General features: G+C 62.0%; 19 protein-coding genes. 11 read left to right on the top strand and 8 right to left on the bottom strand.

Annotated elements, in window-relative coordinates; translation table 11 throughout:
* Positions 1 to 54: 54 nt before the first annotated feature.
* From ngg to mnmC, 3 genes are all read right to left on the bottom strand, one after another.
* A complete protein-coding gene (gene ngg, locus HX818_RS21060; protein ID WP_134326020.1) occupies positions 55 to 1,800 on the bottom strand; it encodes an N-acetylglutaminylglutamine synthetase in 1,746 nt (581 codons plus the stop codon).
* Between the two features lie 3 nt (positions 1,801 to 1,803).
* Positions 1,804 to 3,576, bottom strand: coding sequence for an N-acetylglutaminylglutamine amidotransferase (locus HX818_RS21055; protein WP_003216754.1), 1,773 nt, complete (start codon positions 3,574 to 3,576; stop codon positions 1,804 to 1,806).
* 154 nt (positions 3,577 to 3,730) lie between these two features.
* On the bottom strand, positions 3,731 to 5,719 hold the full coding sequence (gene mnmC, locus HX818_RS21050) for a bifunctional tRNA (5-methylaminomethyl-2-thiouridine)(34)-methyltransferase MnmD/FAD-dependent 5-carboxymethylaminomethyl-2-thiouridine(34) oxidoreductase MnmC (protein ID WP_177020682.1): 1,989 nt from the start codon (positions 5,717 to 5,719) through the stop codon (positions 3,731 to 3,733).
* A 141-nt stretch (positions 5,720 to 5,860) separates the two neighbouring features.
* On the opposite strand from mnmC, the gene pap reads away from it, so the two are divergent.
* The 3 genes from pap to HX818_RS21035 all read left to right on the top strand — a co-directional run bounded on the left by pap (position 5,861) and on the right by HX818_RS21035 (position 9,794).
* The gene (gene pap / locus HX818_RS21045) at positions 5,861 to 7,378 is read left to right on the top strand and encodes a polyphosphate:AMP phosphotransferase (RefSeq protein ID WP_177020681.1); all 1,518 of its coding nucleotides are present in this window, start codon (positions 5,861 to 5,863) and stop codon (positions 7,376 to 7,378) included.
* A 102-nt stretch (positions 7,379 to 7,480) separates the two neighbouring features.
* Entirely contained in the window at positions 7,481 to 8,665 is a 1,185-nt protein-coding gene (locus HX818_RS21040; RefSeq protein WP_003216747.1) for a thiolase family protein, read from the top strand.
* 172 nt (positions 8,666 to 8,837) lie between these two features.
* Positions 8,838 to 9,794 (top strand): DMT family transporter, encoded by a 957-nt coding sequence (locus HX818_RS21035; RefSeq protein WP_003216745.1) that lies wholly within the window; start codon positions 8,838 to 8,840, stop codon positions 9,792 to 9,794.
* On the opposite strand, the gene HX818_RS21030 is transcribed toward HX818_RS21035, so the two are convergent.
* A complete protein-coding gene (locus HX818_RS21030; RefSeq protein ID WP_003216744.1) occupies positions 9,791 to 11,179 on the bottom strand; it encodes a class II fumarate hydratase in 1,389 nt (462 codons plus the stop codon). The two genes, HX818_RS21035 and HX818_RS21030, sit on opposite strands and share 4 nt — an antisense overlap.
* A 193-nt stretch (positions 11,180 to 11,372) precedes the next feature.
* Between HX818_RS21030 and HX818_RS21025 the strand changes: the two genes are divergently transcribed.
* The 7 genes from HX818_RS21025 (at position 11,373) to HX818_RS20995 (ending at position 19,241) form a co-directional block, all read left to right on the top strand.
* Entirely contained in the window at positions 11,373 to 11,891 is a 519-nt protein-coding gene (locus HX818_RS21025; RefSeq protein WP_003216742.1) for a DUF2059 domain-containing protein, read from the top strand.
* A gap of 6 nt (positions 11,892 to 11,897) precedes the next feature.
* Positions 11,898 to 12,191: a BolA family transcriptional regulator gene (locus tag HX818_RS21020; protein ID WP_003216739.1), complete on the top strand. Its 294-nt coding sequence runs from the start codon at positions 11,898 to 11,900 to the stop codon at positions 12,189 to 12,191.
* Between the two features lie 274 nt (positions 12,192 to 12,465).
* Positions 12,466 to 13,410 (top strand): rhodanese-related sulfurtransferase, encoded by a 945-nt coding sequence (locus tag HX818_RS21015; protein WP_003216738.1) that lies wholly within the window; start codon positions 12,466 to 12,468, stop codon positions 13,408 to 13,410.
* Between the two features lie 3 nt (positions 13,411 to 13,413).
* Positions 13,414 to 14,049 carry a DsbA family protein gene (locus tag HX818_RS21010; RefSeq protein ID WP_008433236.1) on the top strand — a complete coding sequence of 212 codons (636 nt, stop codon included), beginning with the start codon at positions 13,414 to 13,416 and terminating at the stop codon, positions 14,047 to 14,049.
* Positions 14,042 to 15,862 carry an ABC transporter ATP-binding protein gene (locus HX818_RS21005; protein WP_003216734.1) on the top strand — a complete coding sequence of 607 codons (1,821 nt, stop codon included), beginning with the start codon at positions 14,042 to 14,044 and terminating at the stop codon, positions 15,860 to 15,862. Before HX818_RS21010 ends, HX818_RS21005 begins: the two co-directional genes overlap by 8 nt.
* A gap of 75 nt (positions 15,863 to 15,937) precedes the next feature.
* A complete protein-coding gene (locus tag HX818_RS21000) occupies positions 15,938 to 18,400 on the top strand; it encodes an EAL domain-containing protein (RefSeq protein WP_008433239.1) in 2,463 nt (820 codons plus the stop codon).
* Positions 18,401 to 18,479: 79 nt separating this feature from the next.
* Positions 18,480 to 19,241 (top strand): TenA family transcriptional regulator, encoded by a 762-nt coding sequence (locus HX818_RS20995; RefSeq protein ID WP_218166164.1) that lies wholly within the window; start codon positions 18,480 to 18,482, stop codon positions 19,239 to 19,241.
* 21 nt (positions 19,242 to 19,262) lie between these two features.
* On the opposite strand, the gene HX818_RS20990 is transcribed toward HX818_RS20995, so the two are convergent.
* From HX818_RS20990 to HX818_RS20975, 4 genes are all read right to left on the bottom strand, one after another.
* On the bottom strand, positions 19,263 to 20,189 hold the full coding sequence (locus HX818_RS20990) for a GGDEF domain-containing protein (RefSeq protein WP_003216729.1): 927 nt from the start codon (positions 20,187 to 20,189) through the stop codon (positions 19,263 to 19,265).
* 169 nt (positions 20,190 to 20,358) lie between these two features.
* Complete coding sequence (locus HX818_RS20985) at positions 20,359 to 21,633, bottom strand: MFS transporter (protein WP_177020680.1); 1,275 nt, start codon at positions 21,631 to 21,633, stop codon at positions 20,359 to 20,361.
* 182 nt (positions 21,634 to 21,815) lie between these two features.
* Complete coding sequence (locus HX818_RS20980; protein ID WP_003216725.1) at positions 21,816 to 22,970, bottom strand: acyl-CoA dehydrogenase family protein; 1,155 nt, start codon at positions 22,968 to 22,970, stop codon at positions 21,816 to 21,818.
* 69 nt (positions 22,971 to 23,039) lie between these two features.
* Complete coding sequence (locus tag HX818_RS20975) at positions 23,040 to 23,897, bottom strand: IclR family transcriptional regulator (RefSeq protein WP_008433245.1); 858 nt, start codon at positions 23,895 to 23,897, stop codon at positions 23,040 to 23,042.
* A 263-nt stretch (positions 23,898 to 24,160) separates the two neighbouring features.
* Here HX818_RS20975 and HX818_RS20970 point away from each other — a divergent pair, with 263 nt between their 5' ends.
* Complete coding sequence (locus tag HX818_RS20970; RefSeq protein WP_008433246.1) at positions 24,161 to 24,946, top strand: enoyl-CoA hydratase; 786 nt, start codon at positions 24,161 to 24,163, stop codon at positions 24,944 to 24,946.
* Position 24,947 lies beyond the last annotated feature (1 nt).

Genomic DNA, 24,947 nt, shown 5'->3' with positions numbered 1-24,947 from the left:
TGTGACGCGGAGCGTCACGGGCTGCGTTCCCACGCAGAGCGTGGGAACGATCATTCACGCCGTCGGTTGGCTATGGGGAAACAACAGGTCCACGAACTTTTCAGCCGTCGGCTGCGGTTCATGGTTGGCCAGCCCGGCCCGTTCGTTGGCTTCGATAAACACGTAGTCCGGTTGGTCGGCGGCCGGCACCATCAGGTCCAGGCCCACCATGGGAATGTCGAGGGCACGGGCGGCGCGCACGGCGGCGTCCACCAGGGTCGGGTGGAGGATGGCGGTGACGTCTTCCAGGCAACCGCCGGTGTGCAGGTTGGCGGTACGCCGCACCGCCAGGCGTTCGCCACGGGGCAGGATGCTGTTGTAGTCGTAGCCGGCCGCCTGCAGGGTGCGTTGGGTTTCATGGTCCAGGGGAATTTTGCTTTCGCCATCGGTGGCGGCCTGGCGTCGGCGGCTCTGGGCTTCGATCAACGCGCCAATGGAATGCTGACCATCGCCGGTGACTTCCGCCGGGCGGCGAATGGCGGCGGCAACCACTTCAAAGCCGATCACCAGAATGCGCAGGTCGAGGCCTTCGTGGAAGCTTTCCAGCAGTACACGGGTGTCGAATTGGCGGGCCGCCTCAATGGCTTTTTGCACGTCTTCAATGGTCTGCAAATCCACCGCCACACCCTGGCCTTGTTCGCCATCCAGCGGCTTGACCACAATACGCTGGTGCTCGTCGAGAAACTCCAGGTTGTCATCGGCACTGCCGGCCAATTGCTGGGCCGGAAGGTTCAGGCCTGCGGCCTTGAACACCTTGTGGGTCAGGCTCTTGTCCTGGCACAAAGTCATGCTGATGGCGCTGGTCAGGTCGCTGAGGGATTCGCGGCAGCGCACCCGGCGGCCACCGTGGCTCAGGGTGAACAAGCCGGCATCGGCATCGTCCACTTGCACGTCGATCCCGCGCCGATGGGCTTCCTCGACAATGATCCGCGCATAGGGATTGAACTCCGCCTGCGGGCCAGGGCCGAGGAACAGCGGCTGGTTGATCCCGTTCTTGCGCTTGATGGCGAAGGTGGTCAGCGCGCGAAAGCCAAGCTTGGCGTAGAGACTTTTCGCCTGGCGGTTGTCGTGCAGCACCGACAGGTCGAGGTAGCTCAGGCCACGGCTCATGAAGTGTTCGATCAAGTGGCGCACCAGCACTTCACCCACCCCGGGGCGGGTACATTGCGGGTCGACCGCCAGGCACCAGAGGCTGCAGCCGTTCTCCGGATCGTGAAAGGCCTTCTGGTGGTTCAGGCCCATCACGCTGCCGATCACCGCGCCGCTGTCTTCGTCCTCGGCCAGCCAATACACCGGGCCGCCTTGATGGCGTGGCGTGAGCAGCGCCGGGTCCACCGGCAACATGCCGCGCCCCTGGTACAGCTGGTTCACCGCCTGCCAGTCCGCCTCGGTTTGTACCCGGCGAATCCGGAACCCGCGAAACACCCGGGTCGCCGGACGATAGTCGGTGAACCACAGGCGCAGGGTATCGGACGGGTCGAGAAACAACTGCTGGGGATCAATCCCGAGGATCTGCTGCGGCGCCGCCACATACAGCGCGATATCCCGCTCGCCGGGCTGCTCGTTGAGCAACTCCAGGGCCAGGCTCGCCGGGTCCGGGAAGGTGTGGCCGATTAACAGCCGGCCCCAACCGCAATGCACGGCAATCGGCGTGGGGTCCAGTTCGCTGCCGTCTTCGGCGAAGCGGGCTTGCAGGCGCTCGTAGGAGGGCGCCTGGCCTCGCAGCAAGCGTTGGCTGTAAGCCGTGGCATGAGGTTTCATGAATCAGATTCCTTGTTCGCTGAGCCACAGGTTCAGCGCCGCCAGTTGCCACAGCTTGGAGCCGCGCAACGGGGTCAGTTGGCCTTGGGGATCGGTGAGCAGGCGGTCGAGCATGGCCGGGTTGAACAGGCCGCGGTCCTGGCTTGGGTCCAGCAGCAGCTCACGCACCCAGTTCAAGGTGTCACCCTGCAAATGCTTGAGGCCGGGCACCGGGAAGTAGCCTTTCTTGCGGTCGATGACCTCGCTCGGGATCACCCGGCGCGCCGCTTCCTTGAGCACTTGCTTGCCGCCGTCCGGCAGTTTGAATTTGCCCGGCACGCGGGCCGACAGTTCTACCAGGCGATAGTCGAGAAACGGCGTGCGCGCTTCCAGGCCCCAGGCCATGGTCATGTTGTCGACGCGCTTGACCGGGTCATCCACCAGCATCACGGTGCTGTCCAGGCGCAGGGCTTTGTCCACCGCCGCATCGGCGCCGGGCTGGGCGAAATGCTCGCGCACGAAGTCACCGGCGGCGTCATTCGCGGTCAACCATTTCGGCGCGACGGTAGCGGCATAGTCGTCGTAGCTGCGGTCGAAAAATGCGTCGCGGTAGGCCGCGTACGGGTCGCTTGCGCCATCCACCTGCGGGTACCAGTGGTAACCGGCGAACAGTTCATCGGCGCCCTGGCCGCTTTGCACCACCTTGCAATGCTTGGCCACTTCCCGGGACAGCAGGTAGAAGGCAATGCAGTCATGGCTGACCATCGGCTCGCTCATGGCACGGAACGCCGCCGGCAACTGCTCGATGATTTCGCTTTCGGCGATACGCAGTTGGTGGTGACGGGTGCCGTAATGCTTGGCGATCAAGTCCGAATACTGGAACTCGTCGCCGCGCTCGCCACCAGCGTCTTCAAAACCGATGGAGAAGGTCGACAGGTCCTGCACGCCGACTTCCCGCAACAGGCCCACCAGCATGCTGGAATCGACACCGCCGGAAAGCAGCACGCCCACATCCACCGCCGCCCGCTGACGAATCGCCACGGCTTCGCGGGTGCTGTCGAGCACGCGGTCGGTCCAGTCTTCCAGGGTCAGGTTGGCTTCATCGGCGTGGGGGCCGTAGGGCAGGGTCCACCAGGTTTTCTGTTCAGTCTTGCCATCGGCGTCGATGCGCATCCAGGAGGCGGGCGGCAGCTTTTCAATGCCCGCCAGCAGGGTGCGCGGCGCCGGCACCACGGCGTGGAAGTTCAGGTAGTGATTGAGTGCCACCGGATCGAGGATCGGGTTGATATCGCCACCCTTGAGCAGCGCCGGCAGGGCCGAGGCAAAACGCAGGCGCTGGCCGGTGCGCGACAGGTACAGCGGCTTCACGCCGAGGCGGTCACGGGCGATAAACAGGCGCTGGGCATCGCGCTCCCAGATGGCGAAGGCGAACATCCCGTTGAGCTTGGGCAGCAGCGCTTCGCCCCAGGCGTGGTAGCCCTTGAGCAGCACTTCGGTGTCGCCACCGGAATAGAAGGCGTAGCCCAGGGCTTCCAGCTCTTCACGCAATTCCGGGAAGTTATAGATCGCGCCGTTGAACGCCAGGGACAGGCCCAGCTGGGCGTCGACCATCGGTTGGGCGGAGCCATCCGACAGGTCCATGATTTTCAGGCGTCGATGGCCCAGGGCAATCGGCCCCTGGGCATGAAAGCCCCACGCGTCAGGACCGCGTGGCGCCAAATGATGGGTGATTCGTTCCACCGCTGCCAGGTCGGCAGGTTGGTGATCGAAACGTAACTCTCCAGCTAATCCGCACATAAATTCCTTACCGGTTTTTCCGTTGGGGAGGGATAGAAATGCAGCCCGCCAAAACAGCGGGTACCCAGAGACTGACCCGGGTAAATTGTGGGAGTTTTAGAACAATACGTTATAAGGCAAAGAGCCTTGACGGGTTGCGAGCCCGTCATGGCCCTCAGGATTTGCCTGGGTTACCGCGGATCAGGGCACGCAGCGCGAACCGATTGGGGTGACAGGCTTCGCTGACACTGCGCGGCAGCGGCAGGGGCTCATTGTCGAGCCAGGCGGCCAGCAGCTCTGCGCAGAGTGGCGCGGTGACCAGCCCCCGTGAGCCATGGCCACTGTTGATATACACGCCGTGCAACCACGGGCACGGCGCATCAGGGACCTGCCGGGCGTCTTTGCCGAGGGCGGCGTAGGTGTGATCAAACGCCTCTCGCTGCGCCAGCGGTCCGACGATCGGCAGGTAGTCCGGGCTGGTGCAACGGAAGGCGGCGCGGCCTTCGAGCTGTTCGGGTGCCAGGCTGTCGGCGCCCAGGCGTTGCAGCAAATCGAGGGAGATTTCCCGCAGCATCTGCAGATTGCCCGCGTGCTCGGCCACCGTGGGCGTAAGGTCATCGCTCTTGAAGTCGAAACTGGCACCGAGGGTGTGCTCGCCCAGGCGTGGCGGGGCGACGTAGCCCTCGGCGCACACCACTGTGGCCAACGCCTGGCTTTGCGCCGTTTGCGGCAGGCGGGTGATTTGCCCGCGGATGCGCTTGAGGGGCAAGTCAGCGCTGAAGGAAAACCGCTTGATCTCGGCGGCGCCGGCCAGCACGACCACACTGGCTTGAGCCAGAACCGTATCGCCCTGCAACGCCTGCCACTGACCGTCGACCTGCTTGAGCTCAAGGGCGTCGTGGTGCTGGAGCACTTCGATCAGCGGGTGCCTGGCTTGCCATTCGCACAGCGCCGGCGGGTGAACCCAGCCGCCCTCGGGGAAGAACAAGCCGCCGTGCTCCAGCGTTATCCCGGCGCGCACCTGTGCCTGCTCTTTATCCAGCAGGTGCAACAGGTCCTGGGCAAAAGCGCCGGCCAGTTGTGCCTGGCGCTCGGCTTCCTTGGCGTTGAAGGCCAGTTGCAGCACGCCGCAGCCATCCCAGTCCACGCCACGTTGCAGGTGTTCCAGCAGGCGCCGCGTGTGGCCGAAACCGCTGAGAATCAACTGCGAAAGTGCCGTGCCATGGGCGGAAAGCTTGAGGTACAACACCCCTTGTGGGTTGCCGGAGGCTTCCTGGGCGAGCGCTGCATGGCGTTCCAGCAAGCTGACCCGCCAGCCCCGTGCCGCCAGGCTGGCCGTCGTGGCGCAACCGGCCAGGCCACCGCCGATGACGAGCGCATGGCGTTCACCGGAAACGGCAGGCGGGCGCGCAAACCAGGGTTTTGCCGCGGCAGGCGCAGGCGTTTCAGCGGGCCAGCCGAGAAACTCACCCCGCAGGATTTCCCACTTGTGGCCGATGCCGGGGGTGCGCTTCATCTTGAACCCGGCGGCGTTGATCAACCGCCGTACCCAGCCGGTGCTGGTAAAGGTGCTGATGGTCGAGCCCGGCGCCGCCAGCCGCGCCAGTTCGGCGAACAGCTCGGCAGTCCACATGTCGGGGTTCTTGGCCGGGGCGAAACCGTCGAGGAACCAGGCGTCGACTTGCGCGTCCAGTTGCGGCAATTGCTCCAGGGCGTCGCCGATCAGCAACGTCAGGGTGACTCGACCGTTATCCAGTACCAGCCGCTGGAAGCCTTGGTGAATCGCGATGTATTGGGCCAACAGTTGCTCGGCGAACGGTGCCAGTTCCGGCCAGAGAGCGAGGGCGCGCTGCAGGTCGGCGTGGCTCAGCGGGTACTTTTCCACGCTGACAAAATGCAGGCGTGCACCCGCCACCGCGTGTTGATCAAACAACTGCCAGGCGCACAAAAAATTCAGGCCGGTGCCGAAGCCCGTCTCACCAATCACCAAGCGCCCGCCCATCGGCAGCGCCGCAAAGCGTTCCTGCAAACGGTTCTGTTCGAGGAACACGTAGCGGGTTTCTTCAAGGCCCGACTTGTCGGAGAAGTACACGTCATCGAAGACCCGCGAGTGCGGGCGACCTTGGTCATCCCAGTCAAGCTGGGCGTGGGATACGGGGTTCATGAGCGGCTCGGCAAAGGCAAGGCGGCCATTCTAGCTGATCAACAGGGTTGTCATTGATCCATGGCAAGCCGCTGTGGAATTTCCTGCCACGTGTTGTTGCCCAATCCGCTAGTCTTGATCACTTCTGGAACGGAGCCGCCCATGTTCGAATCTGCCGAAATCGGTCACGCCATCGACAAAGACACCTACGACGCCGAAGTGCCGGCCCTGCGTGAAGCCTTGCTGGAAGTGCAGTACGAACTGCAACAGCAGAAGCGCTTCCCGGTGATCATCCTGATCAATGGCATCGAAGGTGCGGGCAAGGGTGAAACCGTCAAATTGCTGAATGAATGGATGGACCCGCGCCTGATCGAGGTGCGCACCTTCGACCAGCAGACCGACGAAGAACTGGCCCGCCCGCCGGCCTGGCGCTACTGGCGCCAGCTGCCGGCGAAAGGTCGCATGGGGGTCTTTTTTGGTAACTGGTACAGCCAGATGCTGCAGAGTCGCGTCCATGGCGAGATCAAGGATGCGCGGCTCGACCAGGCCATCGCCGGTGCCGAGCGCCTGGAAAAGATGCTGTGTGACGAAGGCGCGCTGATCTTCAAGTTCTGGTTTCACCTCTCCAAGAAGCAAATGAAATCCCGGCTCAAAGCCTTGCAGGACGACCCGCTGCACAGCTGGCGCATCAGCCCGCTGGACTGGCAGCAGTCAAAGACCTACGACAAGTTTGTGCATTTTGGTGAGCGGATCCTGCGCCGCACCAGCCGTGACTATGCGCCTTGGTATGTGATCGAGGGTGTCGATGCGCACTACCGCGGGCTGACCGTCGGCAAGATCCTGCTCGAAGGCCTGCAAAACGCCTTGAAAGTGCCCAAGGGTAAAGCCAGCGGCATGAACCCGGCGCCGCTGCCATCGGCGGTTGACCAGATGAGCCTGCTGAACAGCCTGGACATGAGCCTGAGCCTTGAAAAGGACGATTACGAAGAACAACTGATTACCGAGCAGGCACGGTTCTCCGGGCTGATGCGCGACAAACGCATGCGCAAGCACGCGTTGGTGACGGTGTTTGAAGGCAACGACGCGGCGGGCAAGGGTGGGGCCATCCGGCGTGTGGCGGCAGCCCTCGATCCCCGGCAGTACCACATCGTGCCGATTGCCGCGCCCAGTGAAGACGAGCGCGCCCAGCCTTACCTGTGGCGTTTCTGGCAGAAGATTCCGGCGCGGGGCATGTTCACCGTGTTCGACCGCTCCTGGTATGGCCGGGTGTTGGTGGAACGCATCGAAGGCTTCTGCACGCCGACGGACTGGATGCGCGCCTACGGCGAGATCAACGACTTCGAAGAGCAACTGCGCGACGCCGGGGTGATCGTGGTCAAGTTATGGCTGGCGATCGACAAGCAGACGCAGCTGGAGCGGTTCCAGGCCCGCGAGGAAATCCCGTTCAAACGCTTCAAGATCACCGAGGACGACTGGCGTAACCGCGAGAAGTGGGACGACTACCGGGCGGCGGTGGGTGACATGGTGGACCGCACCAGCACCGAGATTGCGCCGTGGACGCTGGTTGAAGCCAACGACAAGCGCTGGGCGCGGGTGAAGGTACTGCGCACCATCAACCGGGCGCTGGAGGAGGCGTTCGACAAGACAGACAAGCATGACAAGAAGGACAAGAAAAAGTAGCGCCATGCTTTTGCATACGCGGGGTGAATGATTGTCGCGGTTGAAGAGGGCGGGATCTATGCTCGATCCATCTCTCAACAACCACAACAATTGAGGTAGCCCATGCGTGAAGTAGTGATCGTCGACAGCGTGCGAACCGGCCTGGCCAAGTCCTTTCGCGGCAAGTTCAACCAGACCCGTCCCGATGACATGGCTGCCCATTGCGTGAACGCGTTGCTGACCCGCAATGGCATCGACCCGGCCACGGTCGAGGACTGCATCGTCGGCGCCGGATCCAACGAAGGTGCCCAGGGCTACAACATCGGCCGCAATGTAGCGGTGTTGTCGCAACTGGGTACCGGTACGGCGGGCATGACCCTCAACCGTTTCTGTTCCTCGGGGTTGCAGGCGATTGCGATCGCCGCCAACCAGATTGCTTCCGGTTGCAGCGAGATCATCGTGGCCGGTGGGGTCGAGTCCATCAGCCTGACCATGAAGAGCGTCAACACCGATAACCTGATCAATCCGTTGCTCAAGGAGCAGGTGCCGGGCATTTACTTTCCCATGGGGCAGACGGCGGAAATCGTTGCGCGGCGGTATCACGTCAGTCGTGAAGAGCAGGATCTGTATGCGCTGCAAAGCCAGCAGCGTACGGCTCAGGCCCAGGCTGACGGGTTGTTCGATGATGAAATCGTGCCGATGGCGGTGAAGTACAAGGTTGAGGACAAGAACACTGGCGCGGTGCAGGTGTTGGAGGGGGTGGTGGATCGGGATGATTGCAATCGTCCGGATACGACGTTGGCCAGTCTTGCGGGATTGAAGCCGGTGTTTGCGGAGGATGGGTCGGTGACGGCGGGGAATTCGTCGCAGTTGTCTGATGGGGCTTCCATGACACTGGTGATGAGCCTGGAAAAAGCGCTGGAACTGGGGCTGAAGCCCAAGGCGTTTTTTCGCGGGTTTACGGTGGCGGGGTGTGAGCCGGATGAGATGGGGATCGGGCCGGTGTTTTCGGTGCCCAAGTTGCTCAAGGCCCGTGGGCTGGCAGTGGCGGATATTGATTTGTGGGAGTTGAATGAGGCGTTTGCCTCGCAGTGCCTATATGCGCGTAATCGGCTGGAAATTGATAACGCCAAGTACAACGTCAACGGTGGGTCGATTTCCATCGGGCATCCGTTTGGGATGACGGGGTCGCGGCAGGTGGGGCATCTGGTGCGTGAGTTGCAGCGGCGCAAGTTGCGTTACGGCATTGTCACTATGTGTGTGGGCGGCGGCATGGGGGCCACCGGCTTGTTCGAAGCCGTACGCTGACTCAGTCTGGGAGCGGGCTTGCTCGTGAATGCGGCGGGGCAGTCGATGAAAATGTTGGCTGATAGACCGCCTTCGCGAGCAAGCCCGCTCCCACATTTGATCAGCACCGTATCCCAATCCGTCCACATCCCCCTAGAATGCACCTCCTCCACCTCAGGCATTCGGGGCACTCATGCACATCTCATCGGGCCGTTGGGTCTACGGTTTATCCCTGGCCCTGCTGACCGCGCTGCTCTGGGGCATTCTGCCGATCAAACTCAAACAGGTCTTGCAGGTGATGGACCCCGTCACCGTCACCTGGTTTCGCCTGGTCGTCTCCGGCAGTTGTCTGTTTATCTATCTCGCCGCCGTAAGGCGCCTGCCCAGTTGGCGCTCCCTCGGACCAAAAGGTGGCTGGCTGGTAGCAATCGCCGTGTGCGGCCTGATGGGCAACTATGTGCTCTACCTGGTCGGCCTCAAACTGCTGAGCCCCGGCACCGCGCAACTGGTGGTACAGGTGGGCCCGATCTTCCTGATGATCGCCAGCGTCTTCGTGTTCAAGGAACGCTTCAGCCTCGGGCAGGGCATGGGCCTGCTGGTGCTGATCATCGGCTTCGGCCTGTTCTTCAACCAGCGCCTGACCGAGTTGTTGACCTCCCTGGGCAGCTACACCGCCGGGGTGCTGACGATTCTCCTGGCCACCACCATCTGGACCTTCTACGCCCTGGGCCAGAAGCAGTTGCTGACGGTATGGAATTCGTTGCAGGTGATGATGGTGATCTACCTGTCCTGCGCGCTCTTGCTGACGCCATGGGCGCACCCGATGGAAGCGCTGCAACTGAGCCCGCTGCAAGGCTGGCTGCTGCTGGCCTGCTGTTTCAATACGCTGATTGCCTACGGCGCATTCGCTGAAGCCTTGGCCCACTGGGAAGCCTCGCGGGTCAGCGCCACCCTGGCGCTGACGCCATTGGTGACCTTCGTCGCGGTAGCGCTGGCCGCCTGGATGTGGCCCGAGTATGTGCACGCCGAAGACATCAATGCCCTCGGCTACGGCGGTGCCGTGTTGGTGGTGCTGGGGTCTGCGACCGTGGCGTTGGCGCCGTCGCTGTTCGCCGGGCTCAGGGCCCGGCGTGCACGATTGGCGTCTTAATGACCAGCTTCCAGCATGTTTTCCGGACGCACCCACTGGTCGAACTCTTCGTCCGTGAGATAGCCCAGCTTCAGCGCCGCTTCCCGTAGGGTCAGCCCTTCGGCATAGGCCTTCTTGGCAATCTCGGCGGACTTGTCGTAGCCGATGTGCGGGTTCAGCGCAGTCACCAGCATCAGGCCACGCTCAAGGTGCGCGGCCATTTGCTCGGCGTCGGGTTCCAGGCCGGCGATGCAGTGCTCCTGGAAGTTGCTGCAACCGTCGGCCAGCAGGCGGATCGATTCCAGCAGGTTGTGGATGATCACCGGCTTGTACACGTTCAACTGCAAGTGGCCCTGGCTGGCGGCGAAGCCAATGGTCACGTCATTGCCCAGCACCTGGCAGGCCAGCATCGACAGCGCTTCGCACTGGGTCGGGTTGACCTTGCCGGGCATGATCGAGCTGCCCGGTTCATTCGCCGGCAACTTGACTTCCGCCAGCCCGGCACGCGGGCCGGAGCCCAGCAGGCGCAGGTCGTTGGCGATTTTCATCAGGGCCACGGCCAGGGTCTTCAAGGCGCCGTGCAGGGTGGTCAATGGCTCATGGCCCGACAGCGCGGCGAATTTGTTCGGTGCGGTGACAAACGGCAGGCCCGACAGCGCGGCCAATTCCGAGGCAATCGCCTCGCCAAAACCGTGGGGTGAATTGAGCCCGGTGCCGACGGCAGTACCACCCTGGGCCAGTTCACACACGGCGGGCAGGGCGCTGCGGATCGCGCGTTCGGCGTAGTCGAGTTGCGCTATAAAGGCCGAGACTTCCTGGCCGAAGGTGATGGGCGTCGCATCCATCATGTGGGTGCGGCCGGTTTTCACCAGCTTCATGTGGCGCGCCGACAACTCTGCCAAACCACCAGACAGTTCACGGATCGCCGGCAACAGCTTCTCAGTGACGGCCTGCACGGCGGCGATGCTCATGGCGGTGGGGAAGCAGTCGTTGGAGCTCTGGGAACGGTTGACGTGGTCGTTGGGATGCACCGGGCTCTTGCCGCCACGGGGCTTGCCCGCCAGCTCGTTGGCACGGCCGGCGATCACTTCGTTGGCGTTCATGTTGCTCTGGGTGCCGCTGCCGGTCTGCCACACCACCAGGGGAAACTGGTCGTCGTGTTCGCCGGCGAGCACTTCGTCTGCGGCCTGTTCGATCAACCGGGCAATGTCGGCGGGCAGGTCGCCATTGCGGTCGTTGACCCGGGCCGCAGCCTTCTTGATCAGGGCCAGGGCGTGCAACACAGCCAGGGGCATGCGCTGGTCGCCGATGGCGAAGTTCACCAGCGAGCGTTGGGTCTGCGCGCCCCAGTAAGCGTCATCCGGGACTTGCACTTCTCCCAGGCTGTCGGTTTCGATACGGCTCATCGGGCACACTCCTTCAGGTTCGTTTGCGCAGTTTAGGCCCTGATCGCCCGGTGGGGTTCCCTTAAAAGACTTTTCATCGGATTAAGCCCCGCAAAACCAGGCCCCACAAGGCGTGGGGTTGAGCCGCGGCGTTTTTTAGGCGCAGAATGGGCGCCCTTGGGGTCTTACCTCGCCTGCTAGAAAAGGAAACTCGATGACTCGTCTTCGTGCCATCTGTACCGCGGTTGCTCTGGTATGTGCCAGCGGCCAGGTTTTTGCCGATACCGCCAGCCACAACGCCAGTGCCGAAGCCTTCCTTACCCTGGCCCATGCCGACAAGCTGGGTACCCCGGTGTACATGCAAGTGCAACAAATGTTCGCCCAGCGTTTCGAGCAGACCAAGGCGCCTGCTTCCAAGCAAACCGTCCTGGACACCTACCAGGCCAAGGCCAACACCGCCCTGGACCAGGCCATCGGCTGGAACAAGCTCAAGCCGGACATGATCAAGCTCTACACCGACAACTTCAGCGAATCCGAGCTCAAGGACCTGGTTGCGTTCTACCAGTCGCCACTGGGCAAGAAAGTCCTGGAGAAAATGCCCCAGCTGACCCAGCAATCGGCCCAGATGACCCAGGCCAAGCTGGAAAGCGCGGTACCTGTGGTGAACAAGCTGCTGGAAGACATGACCAACGAGCTGACGCCAAAAGCCCCGGCCCCGGCCAAGAAGAAGTAAACAGGAATGACCATGCAACAGCGTATCGAATCGGCACTCGTCGCCCTGAGCCCGGAACACTTGAGCGTGCTGGATGAAAGCCATATGCACAGCCGTGGGTTGCAGACCCACTTCAAGGCCGTGCTGGTCAGCCAGCAGTTCGAGGGCCTCAACCGCGTCAAGCGCCACCAGAAGGTCTATGCCACGTTGGGTGACCTGATGAGCGAATTCCATGCGTTGGCGCTGCATACCTACACGCCTGAAGAATGGGCGAAAATCGACGCAGCCCCGGCCTCGCCGACCTGCGCCGGCGGTCACTGACACTGTGGCACATCAGCTTGATGTGGCGAGGGAGCTTGCTCCCGCTGGGCTGCGCAGCAGCCCTTCTGCCAATCACCGCGATCTTTCTGAAAGGTTGCAACTGCCTGGTTGGGGCCGCTCCGCAGCCCAGCGGGAGCAAGCTCCCTCGCCACAGTAAGAGGCGGTCCATAATCGTCGCCATTTTTGTTAGAATCCGCAACGCGCCGCTCAGTCGGCGCGTTTTTTTTGCATCCGGTTCACCCTTTACGAGGGTAGCCACCTGGAGAGAACACCCATGACTCAACCGATTGTCGTGGCGGCACTGTATAAGTTCGTCACCCTCGAAGATTACGTCGCCCTGCGCGAGCCACTGCTGCAGGCGATGGTCGACAACGGCATCAAAGGCACCTTGCTGATTGCCGAAGAAGGCATCAACGGCACCGTTTCTGGCAGCCGCGAAGGCATTGATGGCTTGATGGCCTGGCTCAAGAACGACCCGCGCATGGACGACATCGACCACAAAGAGTCGTACTGCGACGAGCAGCCGTTCTACCGCACCAAGGTCAAGCTCAAGAAAGAGATCGTGACCCTGGGCGTCGAAGGCGTCGACCCGAACAAGAAAGTCGGCACCTACGTCGAGCCGCAGGACTGGAATGCGCTGATCAGTGACCCTGAAGTGCTGCTGATCGATACCCGCAACGACTACGAAGTGTCCATCGGCACCTTTGAAGGCGCGATCGACCCGAAGACCACCAGCTTCCGCGAATTTCCCGACTACATCAAAGCCAACTTCGACCCGGCCAAACACAAGAAAGTCGCCATGTTCTGCACCGGCGGCATTCGTTGCGAAAAGGCCTCGAGCTATATGCTCAGCGAGGGTTTCGACGAGGTGTATCACCTCAAGGGCGGCATCCTGAAGTACCTCGAAGAGGTGCCGCAGGAAGAAACCAAGTGGCAGGGCGACTGCTTTGTGTTCGACAATCGCGTGACCGTGCGCCACGACTTGAGCGAAGGCGACTACGATCAATGTCATGCCTGCCGCACACCGGTCAGCGTCGAGGACCGTGCATCCGAACACTATGTAGCTGGCATCAGTTGCCCGCATTGCTGGGATAAGCTTTCAGAGAAGACCCGTCGCAGCGCGATCGACCGGCAAAAGCAGATTGAGCTGGCCAAGGCCCGCAATATGCCGCACCCGATTGGCTACAACTACAAGCAATCCCCATCCTCCGAGGCCTGAGCCATGTCCGCACGCCTGCTCTATGTAATGGATCCGATGTGCTCCTGGTGCTGGGGTTTCGCCCCGGTGGCCAAGGCGCTGGTTGAGCAGGCCCAGGCCGCAGGCGTGGAGCTGCACCTGGTGGTGGGCGGCTTGCGCACCGGCAGTGGCGCGGCGCTGGAGCCGACGACCCGGCGCTATATTCTTGAGCATTGGCAGGCCGTGACCGACGCCACCGGCCAGCCGTTCAAGCGTGAAGGTGCACTGCCTGATGGTTTTGTCTACGACACCGAGCCGGCTTGCCGCGCCGTGGTTACTGCCCGCAGCCTGGCGCCGGATTGCGCCTGGAAACTGCTGGGGCTGATCCAGCAGGCGTTCTACGTCGAAGGGCGCGACGTGACCCGCGCCGACGTATTGGTGGAACTGGCCGAGACCGCCGGCGTGCCGCGTATCGAGTTCGCCGAAGCTTTCGACCGCGCCGACCAGCACGCGGCCACCGCGGCGGATTTCACCTGGGTCCAGGACCTGGGCATCGCCGGTTTCCCGACCTTGCTGGCGGAGCGTAATGGGCAACTGGCGCTGCTGACCAACGGCTATCAGCCGCTGTCCGAATTGGCGCCGCTGCTGAGCCGCTGGCTGGAGCGAGCTGCCTGTGCATGATCAGCCCGATCCCGTTGAGCAACCCAAGCGTGTCGACCGGCTGACCTGGGCGGAAGTCCGCCGCCTGGCGCTGCATCACAAGAAATCCCTGTGGATCGCCAATGGCGTCGCCGTGCTGGCAACCTTGTGCAGCGTGCCGATTCCATTGCTGCTGCCGTTGCTGGTGGACGAAGTGCTGTTGGGCCATGGCGATGCGGCACTGAAGGTGATGAACCACGCATTGCCCCTGGGTTGGCAGAAGGCCGCCGGCTATATCGGCCTGATGCTGCTGGTGACCTTGCTGCTGCGTTGCGGCGCCCTGGTGTTCAACGTGCTGCAGGCGCGGTTGTTTGCGCGACTGGCCAAGGACATCGTCTATCGCATTCGCGTGCGGCTGATCGAGCGCCTCAAACGCATTTCCCTCAGCGAATACGAAAGCCTGGGCAGCGGCACGGTGACTACGCACCTGGTCACCGACCTGGACACGGTGGACAAATTCGTCGGTGAAACCCTCAGCCGGTTCCTGGTGGCGATGCTCACCCTGGTAGGCACCTCCGGGATCCTGATGTGGATGCACTGGAAGCTGGCACTGTTGATCCTGCTGTTCAACCCGCTGGTGATCTACGCCACGGTGCAGTTGGGCAAGCGGGTCAAGCACCTGAAGAAGCTGGAAAACGACAGCACGTCGCGGTTCACCCAGGCGCTCACCGAAACCCTCGATGCGATCCAGGAAGTGCGTGCCGGCAATCGCCAGGGCTTTTTCCTCGGTCGCCTGGGCCAGCGGGCCCAGGAAGTGCGGGATTTTGCGGTCAATTCCCAGTGGAAAAGCGACGCCTCCAGCCGCGCCAGTGGCTTGCTGTTCCAGTTCGGTATCGACATCTTCCGTGCGGCGGCGATGCTGACGGTGCTGTTTTCCGACCTGTCCATCGGCCAGATGCTCGCGGTGTTCAGTTACCTGTGGTTCATGATCAGCCCGGTGGAACAGTTGCTGAACCTGCAATACGCCTACTACGCGGCGGGCGGGGCGCTGACGCGGATCAACGAACTGCTGGCCCGCGCCGATGAACCGCAATACGCGGGCGGTGCCGATCCGTTTACCGGACGCGAGACCGTCGGCATCGAAGTGCGCGGCCTGAATTTCGGCTACGGTGAGGAACTGGTGCTGGACCAGTTGAACCTGAACATCGCCCCGGGTGAAAAAGTCGCGATTGTCGGCGCCAGCGGCGGCGGCAAAAGTACCCTGGTGCAGCTGTTGCTGGGGCTGTATACGCCGCAGGCCGGCAGCATTCGCTTCGGTGGTTCGACCCAGCAGGAAATCGGCCTGGAGACGATTCGCGAGAATGTCTCCGTGGTGCTGCAGCACCCGGCACTGTTCAATGATACGGTGCGCGCCAACCTGACCATGGGCCGCGAGCGCAGCGACCAGGCCTGTTGGCAGGCGCTGGAAATTGCCCAGCTGGATGCGACCGTCAAGGCGCTGCCGCTGGGCCTGGACAGCGTGGTCGGACGCTCCGGCGTGCGCTTTTCCGGTGGGCAGCGTCAACGCCTGGCCATTGCCCGGATGGTGCTGGCGGAGCCGAAAGTGGTAATACTCGACGAAGCCACCTCGGCCCTGGATGCGGCAACCGAATACAACCTGCACCAGGCGCTGGCGCGGTTTCTCAGTGGCCGTACCACGTTGATCATCGCCCACAGGCTGTCGGCGGTTAAACAGGCGGATCGGGTATTGGTGTTCGATGGCGGCCATATTGCCGAAGATGGCGACCATCAGCAGTTGATTGCTGATGGTGGCTTGTACGCCAAACTTTACGGACACTTGCAACAAGTGCGGTGATTTAGCCTACGCTGAGCTATCAGGAGCGGTTTTCACTCGCGTGCGTATTTTAGTTGTGCATGTGCAAGGGACCTCATGAAGCAAAAGCAGACTCTCGGAACCCCTCGGTTATTGGGCATTGTGTGGCCTTTTATCGCCGTCGTGCTGTTCCAGGCATTGTTAGGCTGCGTCAGTCTCTACGTACTCTCGGCGGTGCGCGGTTATGTGGCGGGCGAAAGCCTGTGGTCCAAGGGCCAGAAAGACGCGATCTTTTACCTGACGCTCTACGCCGACAGCCGCGACGAAGCCACCTACCTCAAATACCAGAACGCGATTGCCGTACCCCAGGGCGGGCATGAGCTGCGGCTGGCCCTGGACCGCCCGACGCCGGACCTGCCTGCCGCGCGCCAGGGCATCCTCAAGGGCGGTAACCACCCTGACGACGTTTCCAGCCTGATCTGGCTGTACCTCAACTTCCGCCATTTCAGTTACCTGGAAAAAGCCATTGAACTGTGGACGGTGGGCGATGGCTACCTGGTGCAACTGGACGACCTGGCCCAGGAGATGCACCGAGCGATCATGGCCAATCAGGTCAGCGGCAGCGACGTACACCGCTGGAAGCAGCGGATCTTCGCGATCAACGACGGGGTGACGCCGGCCGCGAAAGCCTTCAGCGATGCCCTGGGTGAAGGCTCGCGGATGATCCTGCGCCTGCTGCTGGTGACCAACCTGGCCACGGCACTCGGCTTGATCGTGCTGGCGCTGTTGCGCACCCACAAGCTGCTGGCCCAGCGGCATGCGTTTGCCGACGCGCTCCAGTTGGAGAAGGAGCGGGCGCAGATCACCCTGGAGTCGATTGGCGACGGAGTGATCACCACCGATGTCGACGGCGCCATTGCGTATATGAACCCGGCCGCCGAAGCCCTGACCCATTGGAAAGCCGCCCAGGCCCAGGGGCTGCCGCTGGCGGCGCTGTTCAACCTGCTGGACGAAAATGCCCAGGCCGACGGCTTTACCCTGATCGAACACATATTGGGCGGCCAGCTCGGTGGGGGCAGCGAGCACTCCAAGCTGATCCAGCGCCTGGACGGCACCACCGTGTCCGTCACCCTGGTAGGCGCGCCGATCCGCAGTGCCGGCAAAGTCGTCGGCGCGGTGCTGGTGTTGCACGACATGACACAGGAACGCCAGTACATCGCCAACCTGTCCTGGCAGGCCACCCACGACGCCTTGACCGGCCTGGCCAACCGCCGCGAGTTCGAGTTCCGCCTGGAGCAGGTGCTGCACAACGTCGGGCGCCAGCAAACCGGGCGCCATGCCTTGATGTTCCTCGACCTGGACCAGTTCAAGCTGGTCAACGACACCTGCGGGCATGCCGCGGGGGATGAACTGTTGCGGCATATCTGCGCGCTCTTGCAGTCCGACCTGCGTGAAGGTGACACCCTGGCCCGGCTGGGCGGCGACGAGTTCGGCATCCTGCTGGAGAACTGCCCGGCGCCGGTGGCGGAAAAAATCGCCGAAAGCCTGCGCCACACCGTGCAGAGCCTGCACTTTGTGTGGAAGGGCAGGCCGTTTGTCACCACCGTGAGTATTGGGCTGGTGCACATCACGCACGCCCCGACCACCCTGGAGACTTCCCTGCGAGCCGCCGACATGGCGTGCTACATGGCCAAGGAAAAGGGCCGCAACCGGGTGCAGGTGTATCACGCCGATGACTCGGAATTGTCCCTGCGCTTTGGCGAGATGGCCTGGGTGCAGCGCCTGCACATGGCGCTGGAAGAGAACCGTTTTTGCCTGTACGCCCAGGAAATCGCGCCCCTTGGGCACACCGAACAGGGGGATGGGCATATCGAAATCCTGCTGCGCCTGCATGACGAGGCGGGGCGGATCATCCTGCCGGACAGTTTTATCCCGGCCGCCGAGCGTTACGGCTTGATGACCTCCCTGGACCGTTGGGTGGTGGAGAACGTGTTCAAGATCATCGCGGGCTGCATGCGTGAGCGCCCGGGCCGGCCCATGGCCATGTGCGCGATCAATCTGTCAGGCACTACCATCGGCGATGAGGACTTTCTTGGGTTCCTGCGTGAGCAATTCATTGCCTATGGCATTCCACCGGAAATGATTTGTTTTGAAATTACAGAAACCAGCGCTATAGCGAATTTGGGTAGTGCGATTCGTTTTATCAACGAGCTCAAAGAGTTAGGGTGCCATTTCTCCCTGGATGACTTCTGCGCCGGGATGTCCTCGTTCGCATATCTTAAACATTTACCTGTAGACTTCTTGAAGATCGATGGAAGTTTCGTAAAGGATATGCTGGACGACCCGATTAACCGCGCTATGGTCGAAGTGATCAATCACATCGGTCATGTCATGGGTAAGCGCACAATTGCCGAATTTGTCGAGACACCCCAGATCGAACAAGCCTTGCTTGAGATCGGGGTCGACTACGCTCAGGGATACCTGATCGAGCGACCGCAGTTGTTTACCTTTGATAGTTTGCAGTGTCGACCTGTGCGACCGCAGCCTCTGTTATTCAAGGCGCCTGGCACGTTCCGATGAAACATTTGCTGGTCTGTACATATCACAAATCAAAAGGAGCCCGACAGTGATCGACACATTCAACAGAACCGGCCCGCTTATGGAAGCCTCAAGTTACCCCGCCTGGGCGCAACAGCTGATCCAGGACTGTAGCGAGAGCAAGCGTCGCGTTGTCGAACACGAACTGTACCAGCGCATGCGCGATAACAAGCTCAGCGCCAAGACCATGCGCCACTACCTGATTGGTGGCTGGCCGGTGGTTGAACAGTTTGCGTTGTACATGGCACAGAACCTCACCAAGACCAAATTTGCCCGCCATCCTGGGGAGGACATGGCGCGCCGCTGGCTGATGCGCAATATTCGCGTGGAACTCAACCACGCCGATTATTGGGTTCATTGGGCCCGCGCCCATGGTGTCAGCCTGGAAGAATTGCAGGCACAGGAAGTGCCGCCGGAGCTGCATGCACTGAGCCACTGGTGCTGGCACACCAGCTCGGCCGATTCGCTGATTGTCGCGATTGCCGCCACCAACTACGCCATCGAGGGGGCCACTGGGGAGTGGTCCGCTGTGGTGTGTTCCACCGGCGTCTATGCCGCGGCTTTCCCTGAGGAAGACCGCAAGCGCGCGATGAAGTGGCTGAAGATGCATGCCCAGTACGATGACGCACATCCCTGGGAAGCCCTGGAAATCATCTGCACTCTGGCCGGCATGAACCCGACCAAGGAACTGCAGGTAGAGCTGCGCCAGGCGGTCTGCAAGAGCTACGACTACATGTACCTGTTCCTGGAACGTTGCATGCAGCTGGAAAAGTCGGTGGCCGCCCCCCGCAAACAACCGGCCCTGGTTGCCAGCGAGGCGTAAACGGGGTGATGGCGGGGTAAATTACCCCGCCATTGCCAGCCGATTGCGGCCTTCACGCTTGGCCACATACAAGGCGCTGTCCGCCCGGCGCAACAGGCTCTCGGCGGACTCTCCCGCCAGCAAGGTCGAGCAGCCCAGGCTCACCGTCAATTCGATCCGCTCATCATCCGCCCAATAATCCTGGGCCTGTGCCGCCTGGCGCAGGCGCTCGCCGACCATCGATGCCGCGTCCCGGCCGGTGTTGGACAGCAGGATCAGAAACTCTTCCCCGCCAAACCGGAACACCATGTCCACATTGCGCAGCTGGCTCTTGATCGAGGCGGCGACGGCCTTGAGCACCTTGTCGCCCGTGGCATGGCCGTGGCTGTCGTTGATGTGCTTGAAGTGGTCGATGTCCAGCATCAGCAAGGACAGGGGTTGCAGGTGCCGGCGAGCCATGTCGATTTCCCGTTGCAGGGTCTGGTCCATGGCGATGCGGTTACCGGTTTCGGTCAGTGGGTCGCGCAGGGCACTGCGAGTCGCCGCACGGTAGAGCAGGGCATTGCGCATCGGGTAGAGCAAGGTGGCCAGCAGCGATTCCAGGTTGGCCAGTTCGTCTTCGAGAAAGCGTTGGTTGCGCCGAAACACCAGTTCGCCAAGGTGCTCGCCTTCATGGCTGAGGGCATAGCTCACCGAATGATGGCCGCGGTGACCGTACTCCAGGCGCAGGTCGCTGGCTTCGTGGCGGTATTGCAGGGCGTCCAGCGGCACCAGGCGTTGGATCTCGCGGAAGAACAACGCAAGGATATGCTCCGGCTCCAGGCTGGTTTGCAATTGCATGCCCAGTTGCTGGCGAAGTTGCTCAACCGTCGCGGGGCGTCGTGTAAGAAGGGAAGGCTGACCAAAGCCCAGGCGTTGCAATTTGGCGCTGTCGAAGTCAATTGCGTTGGTCTGGGTCGGTGTTTTCATAAGCGAATGAGCCTCTAAGCACAAAACTGTCTTACAGGCTGGGTGAGAGCGTCGTACTGTTCCTTCAGTTCCGTAGGACTGACGTACAGTCTAGCCCGGTTTGTCTAAGGGTATAACTGCCGCACGTCTTATAGCCGGGGCCGCGTCGCCGCGGGCCCCGGGTTAGGGCTTATTGTTTTTGCGGGTCGAACTGCTTGTCGCGGATAAACAGCGCTGGGATCACGCCGCAGATAAAGTACGCGCCGCCCATGACCAGGAATCCCACGCCAATCGAGCCATGGGACGCCAGGAAACCAATGGCTGCCGGTGCCACCGCCGCGCCGATTCGGCCAATGTTGTAGGCGCCGCCCACTGCCGAGCCGCGAAATTTCGCTTCGAAGCTTTCGGTCATGTAGGTCGCATTCACGCCGTAGGGGATGCCGTACAGGAAACCGAACACAATCAGCATCCACAGGATGTTGTCCGGGCTCTGGAACAGCACGATCACCGGCAGGAAAATCGCCGTGCCCAGCGCGCCGACGGCGAACACCAGGCGCCGGCCCAGGCGGTCTGCCGCGAGCCCGGCGAGGATCTTGCCGAAAATCATCGCCGCGTAGGTGCCGACCATGTAGCTGGTCATCGACTTGAAGTTCATCCCCAGCTCGCCTTCCAGGTATGACGGCATCCAGTTGTTCACGCCGTAGTAGCCGAACTGCAGGAAGCCTGCGGTCAGTGCCCAGAGGATAAACATGCGGCTGGCTTTCGGGTCGCTGAAGATCAGCTTGAACATGCCGTCGGGTTTCTTCGCCGACACGCGCTTGATGCCTTCGGCCTTTTCCCGGGCACGTTCGGCCTGGGCCTTGATCCAGGCTTGCGGCTCCGGCACCAGGCGTTGCATCAGTACGGCGAGGATCACCGGGATGATCGCCACGTAGAACAACCAGCGCCAGCCGTGGTTCGGCAGGATCCAGCCGGCGAGCAGGGTGGCGACGATGTAGCCCACCGACCAACCGGCCTGCAAGGTGCCGAGCACGGTGGTGCGATAGCGGGTCGGCACGTATTCGGCCATCAGGGTGTTGCACGCGACATACAGCGCGCCGAGTCCCAGGGACGCGAAGAAACGGGTGCTCGCGAACTGCCAATAGCTGTGGGTAATGCCCAGGATCGCCGTGCCGGCGGAGAACAGCACGATGCTCCAGACCACGGTTTTCACCCGGCCAAAACGGTCACAGGCCCAACCGCCGTAAATCCCGCCGATGGCCATCCCGGCCAGGGTGAAGCTGCCCAGGCTGCCGGCTTCGACGCTGGTCAGGCCGAACTCGGCCTTGAGGCTGCTGAGGCTGTAGGACAGCAGCATCAAGTCGGCACCGTCGATCAGCAGGCCGAGGAAGCAGAAGATGAATACGATGATCCACAGTTTGTTTTGCGCGGGCGACAACGCACCCGCCGAAGCGGCGACTTCCATAGCGATACCTTGTTGTAGTTGTTAGGGCACAAGTTATGGGTGTTGCGGTAATGCGGTTGGAACACGGTCACTGTAGGAGCTGGCTTGCCTGCGATGGCATCGCCGCGGTGTTACTGCCAGACCGAGTTGTCTGCATCGCAGGCAAGCCAGCTCCCACATGGGTTTTGTGTTGTTCCCGGGGTTCAGTGCTTGGCCTCGCGAATCATGTTGCGGGCGATCACCAATTGCTGGATCTGCGTAGTGCCTTCATACAGGCGGAACAAGCGCACATCGCGATAGAACCGCTCGATGGCGTACTCGCTTACATACCCGGCACCGCCGTGAATCTGCACACAACGGTCGGCCACGCGGCCGCACATCTCCGTGGCGAACATTTTCGAGCAGGACGCTTCGGTGCCGATGTTCAGGCCTTCGTCACGCTTGCGCGCGGCGTCCACCACCATGCAGCGGGCGGCGTAGATCTCGGCCTTGCTGTCGGCGAGCATCGCCTGGATCAACTGGAACTCGGCGATCGGCTGGCCGAACTGCTTGCGCTCCAGGGCGTAGTTCAGGGCATCGTTGAGCATGCGCTCGGCGGCCCCGACGCTGACGGCGGCAATGTGCAGGCGGCCCTTGTCGAGCACCTTCATTGCGGTCTTGAACCCCACGCCTTCGACGCCACCGATCAGTTGGTCGGCCGGTACGCGCACGTTGTCGAATATCACGTCGCAAGTGTGGGCGCCTTTCTGGCCCATCTTGTGGTCGCGCTTGCCCAGGGACAGGCCGGGGGTGTTGCGCTCGACAATGAATGCACTGATGCCGCCCGCGCCCTTGATGTCCGGGTTGGTACGGGCCATCACCGTGTAGATCCCGGCGTGGGGGGCGTTGGTGATAAAGCGCTTGGTGCCGTTGATGACATAGTGGTCACCGTCGCGCACCGCCGTGGTTTTCAGCGAGGCGGCGTCGGAGCCGGAGTCCGGCTCGGTCAGGCAGAACGAACTGAGCAGTTCACCGCTGGCGAGTTTTGGCAGGTAGTGCTGCTTCTGCGCCTCGGTGCCGTCCAGCAGGATGCCGATGGAGCCGATGCCGTTGTTGGTGCCGAAGTAGGAACGGAATGCCGGCGAGGTACGGCCCAGTTCGAAGGCCACGTTGACCTCTTCTTCCATGGTCAGCCCGAGGCCGCCGTAGGCTTCAGGCAAGGTCAGGCCAAACAGGCCCAGCTCGCGGAACTGGCTGACGATATCCGCCGGGACGTCATCGGTCTCGGCCAGTTCGTTTTCCCGGGGGATCAGCGCCTCGTTGACGAACTGCTGGAGGGTTTCCAGCAACAGATGAAGCGTTTCGGGGTCTCGGATCATGTGCATTCCTCAGCGGCCCGTTCGGCGGGCCTGTTGTCGTCAATCTGCCGAGGCCTTGCACCGATCTGTCTAGCGGGCGGCGGCCTCGATGTTGTTCACCATGTGCTTGAGACGGGGCCCGATGTCGTCCTCGAGTTTCTCCCGGGAAAGGTGAAAACTCGGTCCGCCACAGTTGAACGTCAGCAGCCCATGTTGTGCATGCAGCAGCGGTACGGCGATGGCGTTTACATCGCGGTGCCACTCACCGATCGACATGCAGTAGCCGAAGTCGGTGTAATCCCGGAAGGCACGTTCCAGACCCTTCCTGATGCCCGGCCAGTCCTCCAGATGACGCTGGCGGATATGGTCGAGGATAAATTCCCGCTCGTTTTCCGGCATCGCTGCCAGGCAGGCGCGGCCTGCGGAACTCAAGTGCAACGGCAACCGTGTGCCGACCTGGCGGCGCATGGTCATGTTGGCTTCACCCTGGACCACGTCCAGGTAAACCATGTCCAGGCGGTCCCGCGTGGCCATCGCCACCGCGGCCTGGGCGTACTTGGCCATCGTCTCCATCAGCGGATGGGCCACGGCCCGCACCGACAGGTTCGACAGCATTGCGTAACCGAACGCCATCACGCCCACATCCAGCTGATACCGGCCTGACTGCGGCAGGTGCTTGAGATAGCCCAAGCGGGTCAGCGTATGGGTCATCCGCGTAATCGTCGGCTTTGGCAGCCCGGTCTTGCGCGCCAGCTCCTGGTTACCCAGCACGCTTTCGCTGGGGGTGAAGCAGCGCAGCAATTCCAGGCCACGGGCCAGGGCGGTGACGAACTGGCGGTCCTTGTCTTCTTCCTCGTCGGCATTCATCGGATCGATCAGCAAGTGCTCGAAGGCGTGGTTACCGGCAGGTGTTTCGGGTGTGTTCGGGTCCAGGTTTCGACGGCGCATGTTAGTCCCCCTTTTTTTAGAAAATCAACAAAACAAAATTGTATTCCGCACAGCGAAACTAATCAACTTTGCGTGGCGTTGTCTTTTTGTTTAATAAAACTCGTCTAAACAACGAGTTATAGCCCGATTTATCGAAGGGTCAGGTTTTTACGTTTACATCACGGCGACTCGGTCCTTATGATTATCGCTAAATACGGAATGTTGTTTCGCATAGCGAAACTGGCGATATCCGAACTAACAAGAACATTGCAGCAGGAGAATTTGTGGCCAGCCTCGACCAACCCGTAGTGCACCTCGACGTCCAGGACAATGGCGTCGCCGTGGTACGCATCCACCGTCCCGAAGTGAAAAACGCCTTGAACGCCCAGGTTCGCGAAGAGCTGGCCGAGCACTTTCGTGCTCTGGCCAAGCGCCGTGATGTGCGCGCCATCGTGCTTACCGGCGGCGACCAGTTCTTCGTGGCCGGTGCCGACATCAAGGAATTCGCCAGCGCCAGCCCGATCGAGATGTATCGCCGCCACACTGAATACCTGTGGGAAGCCATCAGCCGCTGCCCCAAGCCGGTGATCGCCGCGGTGAACGGGTTTGCCCTGGGCGGCGGTTGTGAGCTGGCCATGCATTGCGACCTGATCGTCGCCGGGGAATCGGCGCGCTTCGCCCAGCCCGAGGTCAAGTTGGGCCTGATGCCGGGCGCCGGTGGCACCCAGCGCCTGGTACGCGCCGTGGGTAAGTTCCAGGCCATGCGCATCGCGTTGACCGGCTGCATGGTCAAGGCCCCGGAAGCCCTGGCCATGGGCATGCTCAGCGAAGTGGTGGACGATGACCAGACCATCCCCCGCGCCCTGGAACTGGCCGCGCAGATCGCCGCCTTGCCGCCACTGGCGGTGGAACAGATCAAGGAAGTGATGCTGGCCGGCGCCGACCTGCCGCTGGAAAGCGCGCTGGTGTTGGAGCGCAAGGCCTTTCAACTGCTGTTCGATTCGGCAGACCAGAAGGAGGGCGCCGCGGCGTTCTTCGAAAAACGCACCGCGAACTACCTGGGGGAATGAC

The sequence above is a fragment of the Pseudomonas sp. F9001 genome, from assembly GCF_013385435.1.
Lineage (GTDB): Bacteria > Pseudomonadota > Gammaproteobacteria > Pseudomonadales > Pseudomonadaceae > Aquipseudomonas.
Note: the sequence above shows the minus strand (reverse complement) of the source record. Positions and strands in the feature narration are given on the sequence as shown.